Here is a 13,771-nt window from a genome sequence, read left to right as displayed (position 1 = left end):
GCTCCTTTTTAATGAAAATCAATTTTAGATTTACAGCAACTGCTATCTTACTTAGTCTATTTATTCACATACAAACGGTTTCTGCTCAGGTAGGAGATAGTGAACTCGGGGCCTGGTATAGTTATTTTTTTAGTACGCAGTTTGATTCGAGTGAATTTGGGGTAATGGGAGATGTACAACATCGTAATTATCAAGTGGGAAATGATTTTCAACAATTAATACTACGCGCCGGTTTTACTTACAATATTAAAAACACTCCCTTAAAATTAGTAGCGGGATATTCCTATTTTAATTCGGGTACGCCGGGAGAAGATAATTCTCAAAGTATTGAAAACAGACTTTACCAAGATTTACTTTGGGGTCAAAAAATAGGGGATAGACTTCTCTTTAGCCATCGATTACGTGTTGAAGAACGCTTTGTAGAAGATCAGGATTTTAGAACGCGATATCGGTATGCATTAAATGTCAAATTACCTTTGAATAATGCAGAATTACTTCCAAATACATTTTACTTATGGACTGCCGGTGAAGTTTTTGTAAATGGTCAAAAACAAACCGGAAATAACAGAGTAAGTTTGTACGATAGAACTTGGCTATTTGGAGGGTTAGGATATGAAATAAGCAAGTCCTTCCGATTTGAATTTGCATACATGCGTGAAATCACAGAAGCTGCTACAAAAGGACAGCTTATCGTTAGTTTATTTCATAGTTTTTAAAATATTTAATAGTAATCTCAATTGATTATTTAAATTTGGGGAGTGAGTAAGAAAGGCAACATATATAAATCTACTATCAGTTTATTCCTGATACTTGCCTTCTTTTCATTTAAAGTATTAGACCTACATACCTATTCGCATACAAAAGATTCTGTAAAAGGGAGTCATTGCGAGCTTTGTTTGCATACACAACACAATAAAAAGTCACTTGATCTATCGTTACCGGTAGCTTATGAATTTCAAGTAACTGCTACAGAATCGACTTATAGCTTCAAAAGTTTCTACAAAGAATTGATTAAGGTTAAACGTTTCCCTTTCGGAATTTCGCTAAACAAGGCACCACCTATAGTTTAACCTAATGGCTGCTTAAGGCCATTTCAGTCTATGTGCTCACGTAGACTTCATTTTTCAGTAATTTATTATTTACAAACTATTCAAAGCTTTATTAGCCTAAGAATCAGTTTTTAATAATTTGATCTACTACTCAATACAAAAAGTAGTTTACTGATTCCCATATTTCAGGATTTACTCAATACTTTACTATGAAAATTTTCAGTTTAGTGCTATTGCTTTTGTTTACAATACATATGCATAGCCAAAAATGTGATAACACCTTAACCGGAACAGTTCGTGATTTTCACGACGGAAATATTCTCGTTAATGCAACATTAAGTGTCAATGGATATGATATCTACGCTATTTCAGATTTTGATGGCAAGTATACATTAGATGGTTTATGTGCAGGCTTTTATACAATTACAATTACGCATCCCGAATGTGAGGTTGCAGAATTTGGTATTGATGTAAATGGCAATTTGTCTAAGGACTTTAAGTTGGAGCATCACACCGAAGAATTAAGTGCAGTCACTGTAAAAGGTGAAAATGTAAATAAAGGATCATCCTCTTCTGCTGAAACTGTGCTCCAGAGTGCAACCATAGAAAAATACAGTAATGCAAGCTTAGGTGACGCATTGCGGGAGGTTACTGGTGTTTCTTCTCTTAATACTGGTAGTACAGTCGTAAAACCGGTTATACAAGGTTTGCATAGTAGTCGTGTGCTTATCATTAATAACGGTACACGTATGGAGGATCAGGAATGGGGTGTAGAACACGCGCCAAATTTGGACTTAAATACAGCTTCATCTATTACAGTGGTAAAAGGGGCAAGTGCTTTGCGATACGGTGGCGATGCTGTAGGTGGCGTAATTGTCACAGATATTTCTAAAGCTCCTTCAAAAGACACTTTGTTTGGTAAAACTATTCTTAGCGGAGCATCAAATGGAAGAAGCCTGGGACTTACAACGAGTTTATTAAAAGCATACAAGTCTGGACTTTATTTTCTGGGTCAGGGTACGACTAAATTTGCTGGAGATTTAGAAAGTCCAGATTATGTTTTATCAAATACCGGATTAAATGAACGTGATTTTTCATTAGGTTTTGGTCTTAATAAATTCACTTACGGTTTTGATGTTTACTACAGCTTCTACGATTCTGAAGTGGGTATTTTACGGGCAAGTCACATAGGTAGTGTAAGTGATTTAGTGCGCGCTATTAACAGTGGTACGCCTAATTCTATCACAGATTTCACCTATGGTATAGATGCTCCAAAACAAGATGTGCAACATCATCTTGCCAAAATAAGTTTATTCAAAAGATTTGAAAATGCCGGTAAATTGAGTCTGGATTATTCTTTTCAGCAAAATAACCGAAAAGAATTTGACATACGCCGCGGTGATGATAAAGACAAAGCATCATTAGATTTACAATTGACAACCCATACTTTAGCTACAAATTTCTTGTATGATGCAGCTACAGATTTAAAAGCAAATTTAGGCTTGGAGGGTTCTTATCAAGAAAATTTTCCAGACCCTAATACTGGGATTCGAAGATTGATACCCGATTATGAAATGTATAGTTTTGGAGCGTATACAACGGTAGATATTAATCTAACAGATAATTTACGTCTGGATGCTGGGATACGGTATGACTATAGCCAGATTGATGCTCAAAAGTATTACCAGAGCAGTAGGTGGGAAGAACGAGATTATGAATCAGACTTCGGAGATTTAGTGGTAGATCGTATAGATAATCAGCTATTGGTTAATCCAGTTTTTGATTATCGTAACTTCTCGGCAACTGTAGGTGCTCACTATGATTTAAATTCAGATTTTGATTTAAAATTTAACTTAAGTACTGCTTCAAGAGCTCCAAATCCGGCCGAGCTATTTAGTGATGGTTTACACCATTCTGCTGCAATTATAGAATTAGGAGATCTTAGACTAGATAAAGAACAGTCTTATAAAGCGAGTGTCGAATTTAATGGTCAGCTAGGAGATTTTTCTTTTAGCTTAAATCCTTTTTATAATCAAATCGACGACTTCATAATTTTAGAACCCAATGGCTTACAATTTACAAACCGAGGAGCTTTCCCTGTATATGAGTATGCGCAGGTAAATGCGCGTTTATATGGAATAGACGTCGAAGCTGGATATAGAATTTCTCAGGAATTTGACATAAAATCATCTTTTGCATATGTAAATGGGGAGGATCTTGACCGCGAAAGACCGCTAATAGATATGCCTGCTCCTAATCTAAATACTACACTTTCTTTTTTTAAAACTGAATGGAATAATTTAAATATTTCCTTGCGCAATCAAAGTGTCTTTGAGCAAACACGTTTTCCTGATAATGACTTTGATATTACGTATGTTAATGATGGTGGACAGGAGGTTACAGAGTCTGTTGCTGTAAGTGAACCGCCAGCAGCTTATTCATTACTTTATTTTGCATCATCAATAGACTTGAATATTTACAAGCAATCCAAACTTACGTTAGGATTTTATATTGATAATGTATTGAATACTTCCTACAGAGATTATTTAAATCGTCAGCGTTATTTCGTTGATGATTTAGGTAGAAATTTTAGAATACAATTAAAAATTAATTACTAATACCTAAAATGATAACTATGAAAACAATTAAAATTTCAATTCTAAGTCTTATTGCACTTATCGGATTAAACTCGTGCTCGTCTGATGATGACTCGACACCAGAGATTATTAATGAAGAGGAAGTCATAACTACAGTTGAAGTCGTTTTGACACCAACAACAGGTGATGTAGTTACATTGAAATCAATCGACCTTGACGGTGATGGACCTAATGCCCCGGTATTGTCTATATCTGGACCTTTGCAGGCAGGAATACTCTATAATGGCGCTATTACACTTAAAAATGAAACTGTATCTCCAGCCGAATTAATTAATGAAGAAATAGAGGAGGAGTCTGATGAGCACCAGTTCTTTTATCAATTCTCTAGCAACCTTGATGCTTCTGTAACGTATACTGATACAGAAAATGATTATTTATCTAACGGAAGTACAAATCCTGTTGGATTAACTTTTTCATTACAAGCTAATGCAGCTGCTTCGGGCAGTTTTACAGTGACATTAATTCACGAGCCAAATAAAGATGCTTCAGGTGTAGCTGAGGGAACTTTAACCAATGCTGGCGGAGAGCGTGATGTAGAACAAACCTTCAGTATAACTGTTGAGTAAATAAAAGTAAAGGCAATAAAAAAGGGACTTCATAATACGAAGTCCCTTTTTTATTTTAGCAGTATTTAAACTACTTATTTATCCTAAGTAAGTCTTAAGCACTTTGCTTCTTGAAGTGTGACGTAATCTTCTAATACCTTTTTCACGTATTTGACGTACGCGCTCACGACTAAGATCAAACATCTCTCCAATTTCTTGAAGGGTGTGTGGTTGTTCACCACCTAAACCATAGTTAAGTTTAATAACATCAGATTCACGAGGAGAAAGCGTCTCTAAAGCACGCTCAATCTCAGTTCCTAATGATTCTTGCATTAGATCTGCATCTGGGTTAGGTGACTCACCTGACTTCAATACATCATAAAGATTAGAATCGTTTTCACCTTCTTTAAATGGAGCATCCATTGATAGGTTACGTCCCGAGTTTTTCATAGCTAATTTAACCTTAGCTACAGTCATATCTAATTCTTTAGCAATCTCGTCTGCAGAAGGTGGACGCTCTAAACTTTGCTCTAAATAAGAAAAGGCTTTATTAATTTTACTAATTGTACCAATTTTATTAAGCGGTAAACGTACTGTTCTAGAGTGTTCAGATATTGCCTGTAAAATAGATTGGCGAATCCACCATACCGCGTAAGAAATAAATTTAAAACCACGAGTTTCATCAAATCTCTTTGCAGCCTTTACAAGACCTACGTTTCCTTCGTTAATTAAATCTGGTAATTTTAAACCTTGGTTTTGATACTGTTTAGCTACAGATACCACAAAACGCAAATTAGCCTTCGTCAATCGTTCTAAAGCTACTTGATCGCCTTCCCGAATGCGTTGTGCCAACTCGACCTCCTCATCAGCAGTAATCATATCGAGTTTACTTACATCTTGTAAATAGGTATTTAAAGATTTTGATTCCCGATTGGTTACCTGCTTGGTGATTTTGAGTTGTCTCATATGAAAATTTATTTTTTAAATGTAAATAGGATGTAGTATAACATGGATATTTGTCAAATCAAAATTTTAATGCAACTTTATGAAGTTATTGGCATTAAATGCAATTTTACGCTATCCTTCTAATGAGAATCATCCTAATTATCCTCATCCTTGTTTTTCCTTTTTAGAAACGAAAAGAATCCTTTTTTAGTGTTATCTTTTTCTGAATCATCTTGATTACTATCCTCTGTTAATTCTAGATCTTCATCATTATCTACAGGTTCAGTTTCGATTCTTATAATTGTACCGTTATCATCAAGATAAACTTGTTTTTTTGTCGTTACTTCTTCTTTTGTGCCTCCAAAAATGCTGGATAAAAATGTCTGAACCTGTGAGGTACTATCTCTCACAATTGGTGCACATCTCATAGCTTCATAAACCGATCCAGACGGATTGGGAAAATGTTGCTTAGTCAAATGTGTATACGTGGTATCTGCATTCATTCGTTGCATAAACTTCGCATAAATAGGCAATGCGGAATTTGCTCCAGCTCCAATACCAGTACTGCTAAAACCTATTCTATAATCATCATTTCCTACCCAGGTCACTGCAACCATATACGGTGTTAAACCTACAAACCACCCATCCTTATTATCTTGAGTAGTACCGGTCTTTCCTGCAATGTCATTTGTTAACTTGTACTTGTACCTTAGTCGGGATGCAGTCCCTTCACTTACAGTCCCGCGCATCATTTGTACCATAGCTTCTCTGGTAAAATTGCGCATCACCGTTTTTTCTGGAGTAACTGGTTTAAAATCAACGATTGTTTTTCCTGCTTTATCTACAATTTTTGTGATATAATAGGTTTTCATTGGTTTCCCTTTGTTTAAAAAGGAAGTATATGCTGATGCTAAATCACGAATTTTAATTTGTGCAGTTCCTAAGGCCAAGGATGGTACCCGCGGTAATTTGCTAGAAATACCCATTCGTTTTGCTTGTGCAATTACCTTATCTATACCTACATCTAACAATACTTTAACTGCAACGGTATTAACCGAATTACTCAGCGCTCCTTTTAAGGAATAGGATACACTTGTACTGTCTGATCCACCAGAATTTGCTGGAGACCAACTCTTATTATTAAAATAATATACCTCTTGATCTGCACTGTAATACGTACAGGGTTCAATATCATTTTCTAGTGCTGTGGTGTATACAAACGGTTTGAAGGTAGATCCTACCATCCGTTCACTTTGACTCACGTGATCATATTGAAAGTTCGTGAAATCAATACCACCTATATAAGCGAGAATACCACCAGTTTCTGGTTCTAATGCTAGAAAGCCGCAATTTAGCAGCGATAAATAGTGCGAGATACTGTCTTTTACAGAAATATTTTGAACTGTTTTTTCTGAATTCCAGTCAAATACTTTTCGTTCTGCTTTAGTATTTAAAGAGTCATTAATTTGCTCTTCGGTGAGACCTTCATTCTTCAATCTTTTATAAAGATCCAGATTTTTTATATTAGGTTCAAGAATAGCTTCTTTTTTCCAAGGAGCATAATTACCATACGCTTTTACATATTGGGCTTGTAACTCAGCCATATGTTCTTTCATTGCTGCTTCAGCATACTCTTGAAGATTTTTATCGAGGGTTGTATGTATCGTGAGTCCGTCTTGATACATATCGTAAACCGTACCGTCCTCTTTCTTATAATTTTTTAAAATTTCTCGTGCTTCTTGACGTATAAGCTCTCTAAAATAAGGTGCAATCCCAATATCTGAATGTTTTTGATAGTTCAGTTGTATGGTATCGCGTTCCATACCTATGGTATCTTTGGGTGTAAGATAATCGTAGCGTAACATTTGTTTTAATACTACATCTCTACGTTCTTTTGCACGTTCTGGATAAAGTCTTGGGTTGTAGCTGTTATTAGCTTTTAAAGTTCCTACAAGAATGGCAGATTCACTAAGTGTTAAGTCTTCAGTAGATTTATTGAAAAATTTTTGACTTGCACTTTCTATTCCGAAGGTATTGTCTGGAAAAGGAACTGTGTTTAGATAAAGATTTAAAATTTCATCTTTTTCATAAACATCTTCCAGTCGCTGAGCAATTATAAATTCTTTGAATTTTGAGATGACCAAGCTAATAGCACCGCCTTCCCGACGACTGTAAATGTTTTTTACAAGTTGCTGTGTTAGTGTACTTCCACCACCGGCAGAATCATCCTGAAGAAGTAATGTTTTAAAAAATACACGTAATAAACTCACTTTATCTATACCGTCGTGTTTGTAAAAACGCACATCTTCGGTAGCGACTAAAGCGTCTCTAAGGTGTTTTGGAATCTCATTGAAAGCAATAGGTCTTCTATCAAAAATATAATACTTACCTATCACTTCTCCATTGCGGTCAACGAGTTGAGTTGCAAGAGATTGTTCTAAATGAGTTAATTCATATCTTGAAGGTAGAGAACCCCAGATTCCAGTATAAACACTAAAGAAAAATAAAGAGAAAATAAGGAAAAGACCACCTATTGCAAGTACTGGATATCTTACCCACTTAACCTTCATTACTGAATGAAGTTTTATGGAGAAGAAACGGGAAAAAAGATTAATCTTTTGAACCGATTTATACTTTGACAATTTTAGAAGAAGTTCTTTAAAATTGTTATTTAACCTATTTAATAGCGGGGTCTTCATACAGACTGCAAAGGTACATGTATTATTTTCTTACACACTATTAGCTTTAGATTTGTTTAACAAGAATTTCAGAAATTTTAAAGTATGGATATTTTATATCATAAGTAGCCAAAATAAAGTGAATATTTTGAGTAACTACTTGATTAACAATATTATTCAACCTATGAGATCTCAGTATATGGGTATTGATCCAGCTTTACTAAACCTGAAATCTTTAAGGTTAAAAGCAAAATTCCTATTTAGGGTTAATTCTTCAATGGTACTTTGGCTATTTTAGAACAATGTGGATAGTAATAATGTGCCCAGAATGCATAAAACTATCGATAGTATTCCACCGATAAAAAGAAAATGCTTAAACCTATAAATCCCTAAATTGTAGATAAGTGTATTAGTTTGATATCCTACTGGAGTAAAGAAGCTAAAATTTGCAGCAAACATTACCGCGAGTAAGAAAGGTTTTGCCGGTAATTCTAAACCTGCGGCCACCGATATAGCAATAGGTGTCATAATCACAGCTGTTGCATTGTTTGATACGCTACCGCTCATTACCATTGTAATTAAGAAAATTGCACCCAATATAAACAGTTTATCTTTTCCTTCAAATAAAACTAGTAACTGGTCTGATAGCCAAATATCTGCCCCGCTATTAGTCATTGCTACTCCTAGGGGTATCATACCGGCAAGTAGAAAAAATATTTGCCAATCTACCTTAGTGTAAATTTTATTCATCTCGAGACAATTTGTTGCCAGAAGTAGTGCTAATCCCGTTAGTGAACTTGCTAAAATACTTAATACACCTCCCGCAGCTAGACCGATAACAGCAAGTAAAATGAGCGTGGCGATATATTTTTTATTCTTATCCTTAGGTTGGAAAGGCTCGTGGGTTTTTAATATGACAACACCCTCCAGATTGTTGAGTTCGTTTATACTTGACTTATCTGTTTCTAATAGAATTCGGTCTCCCGGCTTTATACGGATTTGATCTAGATTTTTGCGAATGAGACGCTCTTTAGTATTTCTAAGATTTTTCCGTTTTTTTATTGCTATAGGTAAAATACCTCTAAGATTAAATCGCTTAAGATCACTTAATGTACTACCTAGAAAAACAGACCCTGGAAGCACTAGAATTTCCAATAATTGAATGGCTATAGTCTCTTTTTTTTCTTTTTCTGTTTCGTTTTTAATACCATCTTTAAGTTCTTTAACGGTTAACTCTTCGTCTGTTTCCGGCTTTTCGGTAGTTGTTTTTTTCTCAGATGAAACAATGCGTTCCAGATTTTCTATGTCTGCCATCACAACAAGCTCATCACCGGGTAGGAGTGTTATATATTTTCCGGGAGCATTAGTAGTTACACCATTACGAACAAGTTTAAGTAAGGTAACATCACCAGATTCTTTTAAAAAAGTTTCTTTTATAGTTTTGTTTACGAGGGGCGAATTTGCACCTACTGATACTGTAGTTATTAATTCGTCTATTTCATACGCCATTTCCAAACTTTCAGTAGGATCTTTTTTAGGCAGAAAGCGCGATCCAATGGTAACGATAAGTATTCCCGTCGCAAGAAAAATCCCTCCCATCCAGGCAAATTCAAAAAAACCTAATTTCTCTACGCCACGATTTTGAGCTATTGAATTAACAATAAGGTTTGTTGAAGTACCCATCAACGTACAGCTTCCGCCTAAAATACCCGCAAAGGAAACGGGTAGTAGAAGTTTTCCGGCAGGAATCCCAAATCGATCAGACAGCTGAAAAATAATTTTTATAAAAACGATTACAACTGCAGTAGTACTTATAAATGCTGAAATACCTGCAGTTATAAACATAAATGTAGGAATTAGAACAAGCAATGGTAAAATGCTCAATCGCTGCAAACCTTGAGCAAACCAAGCAATAACACCATTATCTTCTAGTGCTATTGCAATAATCATTAAGGAGAGCACTGTGATCGTCGCCGTGTTTGAGAAACCACTAATTGCTTCCTCGGGAGTAACTAAACCTAGTAAGACTAGTGACACAATAATGAATATAGCGATCTTATCTACAGGGAATAATTCTGTAACAAAAAAGAATATCGTCAATCCAAGTATGATAAAAACTTCTAATATTGCTATATCCATAAAATGTGGCGTTAAAAGATTAAATGTATATTGAATATGCTTATCAATTTCTTAAATATTACTTAATAATAAGTATGTTTTCGAGTAATTAAATAGTGTATTTTTTAGAATTTTTCCTTGATGTATAGTTCAATAAGAAAGCATATAGATCAAATAATTTCGATAACTGATCAAGAGTTTGACGAATTTAAAAGCATATTAAGTCTGCATCAATTCCGTAGAAAAGAAACTTTAATAATTCCAGGATCTCGCGTGGATACTGAATTTTATGTAGTAAAAGGTTGTATAAAGGCATACCATACTTCAGAAAATGGAGACCGATCTATCGTTCAGTTTGCTATTGAAGATTGGTGGATTAGTGATTTTAAAGCCTTTTTTAATAATACGACTGCAAAACTCACTGTGGAGTGTATTGAAGATTCGGTAGTTTTCGGTTTAAAAAAAGAAAACCTTGAAGAACTATACCGCAGAATTCCCAAATTTGAACGCTTTTTTAGAATTAAAACTACACGTGCTTTTATAAGTCTTACGGGTAGAATTCAGAATGCATTAGAAAAAGAAAGTGCAGATTTATATCTCGATTTTTGCAAATCGTATCCAAGTATAGAACAGCGAGTACCTAATTATGAAATTGCCAGTTATCTGGGAATAAAGCCAGAGTCTTTGAGTAGAATACGTAAAGAGATCGCTTCTAATAATTCAAAACCTCCATTTAACAAGGCTTAACAGAATTTAGTGTTAGTTTACGATACCACCTAACATAAATCAATTCGAGAGCTTCTTCATTTAAATAGATTTGTAACTCAAATAAAATTTATATCATGAGCTTACAAAATAAAAATATAATAGTTACAGGCGCTTCAAGTGGAATAGGTGAGGCGACGGCAAAGACACTTGCAAAGGCTGGTGCAAATGTAGTTTTAACTGCCAGACGTACAGATCGATTAAAAGAGTTAAAAGATACTATCGAAAAGGATGGAGGAAAAGCACTGGTGATCACAGCAGATGTAACGAGTAAAGATGACTGGAAAGATGTTATTGAGCAAACACACAAGACTTTTGGTAAAGTTGATGTACTTGTGAATAATGCCGGCCTAATGCCGCTATCGTTTATCGAAAACTTAAAAGTTGACGAATGGGATAAAATGGTTGATGTAAACATAAAGGGGGTATTAAATGGTGTTGCCAGTGTGGTACCGGATATGAAAGAACAGAAATCTGGACATATAATAAATATATCATCTGTTGCCGGACGAAAAATTATGCCTGCTGGAGCGGTTTATTGTGCTACAAAATATGCAGTACGTGCGCTAAGTGAAGGTATACGTTTAGAAATGGGACCAAAATACAATACAAAAGTAACCTCAATAGAACCAGGCTTTGTTTCTACCGAATTAACCGATACGATCACTGACGAGGATGTTAAAGATATGATGTCTCAATTTGAAGACTTAACGCCACTTCAGGCACAAGATATTGCAGATTCTATTTACTATGCTCTTACTCAGCCTGAACATAGTAGTGTGAATGAAATATTAATAAGACCTACAAATCAGGAATTATAAGAACGGTTTTAAAGAAAAAAAGCCCTGCAATGCAGGGCTTTTTTTATGATTAAATTAAATTTTTTAATTTTTTTCGGGAACCGATAGGCTAACAAAATCAAAAGCTTCGACCAGGTTATCTAATGATATTATAGTTTTTTTATAAAAGAATTTTTCAACATCAATATTTGAAGCTGCAGTTTTGCTATAAGGTACCACGACGTACGATTTAAAGCAGTTATATTTCTGAGTGTACTTCATCCAATCTTGCGGTATAAGTGCATAGTTATTCACCCGATTAGAGATGAAATCAAGATCTTGATTAGATAGCGTATAAAATTTATCTTTCTGCTCATTAATTTCCTCTGCCATTTGATAATCAAACAAAACGCCTTCATTAATTTCAGAAACAATAATAGAATCAAAAAAGTATAGTGTTCCAAAATTGAATTTATGTTCTTCTAAAACCAATTTATAAAAAGCGGAATCTTTTAAATGCATAAGGGAAAATTCATTAGGTGTGTTAAAGAAATGAATTTAAGTATTTTGATTTTTAAAATGGATACTTGCTCAAATTTTTTCAATAAAAAAACCCGCCTTTAAAGGCGGGTTTTTGTGATATAAAATATATCTATTTCCTAGTTAGCACTTCCTACTAATGATAAAAACTTATCTAAATTAGGAAGTATAACAATACGAGTACGTCTGTTCTTTGCTCTATCTTCTTTTGATGCATTGTCTACTAACGGTAAGTAACTACTACGACCGGCAGCAATAAGTTTTTTAGGATCTACACCATATTTGTCTTGTAGTTCTCTAATTATTGCAGTTGAACGCTCCACACTTAACTCCCAGTTATCTTTAATATATGCGCCTTCTTTTACAGTTTGATCATCGGTGTGACCTTCGACCATTACCTCAATAGCTGGTTCAGAATTAATAACATCTGCTAGTCGTTTTAGTAAGTTATCTGCTTTATTGCTTACTCGATAGCTTCCACTATTGAACAATAATTTATCTGAAACATTTATCATCACCACTGTCTCATCAATATCTACCTGAATGTCTTCATCAGAAGTTACATTCTGGTCAAGATTCTTCTTTAGGTTATAGGATATTGCAAGATTCATTGAGTCTTCTAAAGTTTTTGCTCCAGACAATTCCTGTTGGTTTGCATTCTTTAAGGTAGCGCGCATTTTATCTTTAGTACTCTCTGATATTGCTGCAATATTTTCAACAAGATCAAGCTTATTGTAATTTTCATCACGCAAAGAGTTAATCTTAGAATTGTAATCTGCAACTCGATTTTCGATTGCACTATATTTAGCTTCTAGTTCTTCTTTTTCAACCTGTGTTTTAGTAAGGGTTACTCGAGTGTTATCATATTGACCTTGAAGCTCAGTATATTTTTTCTTTGATACACACGATACGCTAAGTATAGTTACTCCTAATAGGGCAACTGTATTAATTGTTCTCATAATTATTCATTTAGTTAGGTATGCATAACCCCTATAATTTTGATTTATTTTTTTTGAAGTCCTATAATTATGTTAAATCAAAATTAACTTTGAAAGCGATTCATAAAAAAAGCTCGTAAACACTTGGCTTACGAGCTTTCTAAATGAATATGTTTTTTACTACTTTATTGCTACAACTTCTAGGTCAAAAGTTAAATCTTGACCTGCAAGTGGATGATTGGCATCAATTAAAATGCTTTCATTGCGCACTTCAGCAACACGCAATTGACGCTCACTTCCGTCAGGATTTTTAGCAACTAATCCCATACCTACTTGTGGATCTATTTCTGGAGGTAAGTCTGCTTTAGGTACTTCCTGAAATAAATCTTCGCGTACTTCTCCGTAAGCTTCAGCTTCAGGAATTGTAACACTTTTCTTTTCATTGATAGACATGTCCATCAATCCTTTTTCAAAACCAGGTATAATCTGACCTTGGCCTATTTGAAATTCAAGAGGTTCTTTATCTACAGAGCTGTCAAAAATTTGACCATTAGACAGTTTACCTGTGTAATGTACAGCTACAGTATCGTTATTTTTTACTTTACGTTCTATGTTTTTATCCGTTGTTTCCATAGTTGACAATCTAAAAAACACCGTAGGGAATACCCAAGAATATATGTTAAATTCTGAATTTTTATGATATAGAAAACAAAAAGCATCAGATCCCATAGGATTAATGCTTTTGTAGCTCAAATGA

12 protein-coding genes are annotated in these 13,771 nt (G+C 34.6%); 6 read left to right on the top strand and 6 right to left on the bottom strand.

Annotated features, from left to right (window positions below; translation table 11 throughout):
• Positions 1-11: 11 nt before the first annotated feature.
• The 4 genes from DSM00_RS06020 to DSM00_RS06005 all read left to right on the top strand — a co-directional run bounded on the left by DSM00_RS06020 (position 12) and on the right by DSM00_RS06005 (position 4,272).
• Positions 12-716, top strand: coding sequence for a DUF2490 domain-containing protein (locus DSM00_RS06020; RefSeq protein ID WP_128757121.1), 705 nt, complete (start codon positions 12-14; stop codon positions 714-716).
• A 42-nt stretch (positions 717-758) separates the two neighbouring features.
• A complete protein-coding gene (locus DSM00_RS06015) occupies positions 759-1,070 on the top strand; it encodes a hypothetical protein (RefSeq protein WP_128757120.1) in 312 nt (103 codons plus the stop codon).
• Between the two features lie 188 nt (positions 1,071-1,258).
• Positions 1,259-3,667: a TonB-dependent receptor gene (locus DSM00_RS06010; protein WP_128757119.1), complete on the top strand. Its 2,409-nt coding sequence runs from the start codon at positions 1,259-1,261 to the stop codon at positions 3,665-3,667.
• 17 nt (positions 3,668-3,684) lie between these two features.
• On the top strand, positions 3,685-4,272 hold the full coding sequence (locus tag DSM00_RS06005; protein WP_128757118.1) for a type 1 periplasmic binding fold superfamily protein: 588 nt from the start codon (positions 3,685-3,687) through the stop codon (positions 4,270-4,272).
• A 78-nt stretch (positions 4,273-4,350) separates the two neighbouring features.
• Here DSM00_RS06005 and DSM00_RS06000 read toward each other — a convergent pair whose 3' ends face one another.
• The 3 genes from DSM00_RS06000 to DSM00_RS05990 all read right to left on the bottom strand — a co-directional run bounded on the left by DSM00_RS06000 (position 4,351) and on the right by DSM00_RS05990 (position 10,013).
• Positions 4,351-5,217 (bottom strand): sigma-70 family RNA polymerase sigma factor, encoded by an 867-nt coding sequence (locus DSM00_RS06000; protein ID WP_073097290.1) that lies wholly within the window; start codon positions 5,215-5,217, stop codon positions 4,351-4,353.
• A gap of 134 nt (positions 5,218-5,351) precedes the next feature.
• The gene (locus DSM00_RS05995; protein ID WP_241652362.1) at positions 5,352-7,766 is read right to left on the bottom strand and encodes a transglycosylase domain-containing protein; all 2,415 of its coding nucleotides are present in this window, start codon (positions 7,764-7,766) and stop codon (positions 5,352-5,354) included.
• 402 nt (positions 7,767-8,168) lie between these two features.
• Positions 8,169-10,013: an SLC13 family permease gene (locus tag DSM00_RS05990; protein WP_128757116.1), complete on the bottom strand. Its 1,845-nt coding sequence runs from the start codon at positions 10,011-10,013 to the stop codon at positions 8,169-8,171.
• A gap of 120 nt (positions 10,014-10,133) precedes the next feature.
• Between DSM00_RS05990 and DSM00_RS05985 the strand changes: the two genes are divergently transcribed.
• Both DSM00_RS05985 and DSM00_RS05980 read left to right on the top strand, forming a co-directional pair.
• Positions 10,134-10,739: a Crp/Fnr family transcriptional regulator gene (locus DSM00_RS05985; RefSeq protein ID WP_128757115.1), complete on the top strand. Its 606-nt coding sequence runs from the start codon at positions 10,134-10,136 to the stop codon at positions 10,737-10,739.
• A 95-nt stretch (positions 10,740-10,834) separates the two neighbouring features.
• Positions 10,835-11,578 carry an SDR family oxidoreductase gene (locus DSM00_RS05980; protein ID WP_128757114.1) on the top strand — a complete coding sequence of 248 codons (744 nt, stop codon included), beginning with the start codon at positions 10,835-10,837 and terminating at the stop codon, positions 11,576-11,578.
• Positions 11,579-11,641: 63 nt separating this feature from the next.
• Here the strand turns inward: DSM00_RS05980 and DSM00_RS05975 are convergent, their stop codons facing one another.
• The 3 genes from DSM00_RS05975 to DSM00_RS05965 all read right to left on the bottom strand — a co-directional run bounded on the left by DSM00_RS05975 (position 11,642) and on the right by DSM00_RS05965 (position 13,647).
• The gene (locus DSM00_RS05975; RefSeq protein WP_128757113.1) at positions 11,642-12,058 is read right to left on the bottom strand and encodes a hypothetical protein; all 417 of its coding nucleotides are present in this window, start codon (positions 12,056-12,058) and stop codon (positions 11,642-11,644) included.
• Between the two features lie 137 nt (positions 12,059-12,195).
• Positions 12,196-13,035, bottom strand: a complete 840-nt coding sequence (locus DSM00_RS05970; protein ID WP_128757112.1) for an OmpA/MotB family protein — start codon at positions 13,033-13,035, stop codon at positions 12,196-12,198.
• Positions 13,036-13,194: 159 nt separating this feature from the next.
• Positions 13,195-13,647 (bottom strand): FKBP-type peptidyl-prolyl cis-trans isomerase, encoded by a 453-nt coding sequence (locus DSM00_RS05965; RefSeq protein WP_128757111.1) that lies wholly within the window; start codon positions 13,645-13,647, stop codon positions 13,195-13,197.
• Between the last annotated feature and the right edge of the window lie 124 nt (positions 13,648-13,771).

Origin of the sequence: Leeuwenhoekiella aequorea, assembly GCF_004104375.1 — a bacterium.
In the GTDB taxonomy this organism is placed as follows: Bacteria; Bacteroidota; Bacteroidia; order Flavobacteriales; family Flavobacteriaceae; genus Leeuwenhoekiella; species Leeuwenhoekiella aequorea.
This window is presented reverse-complemented; position numbering and strand designations above follow the sequence as displayed.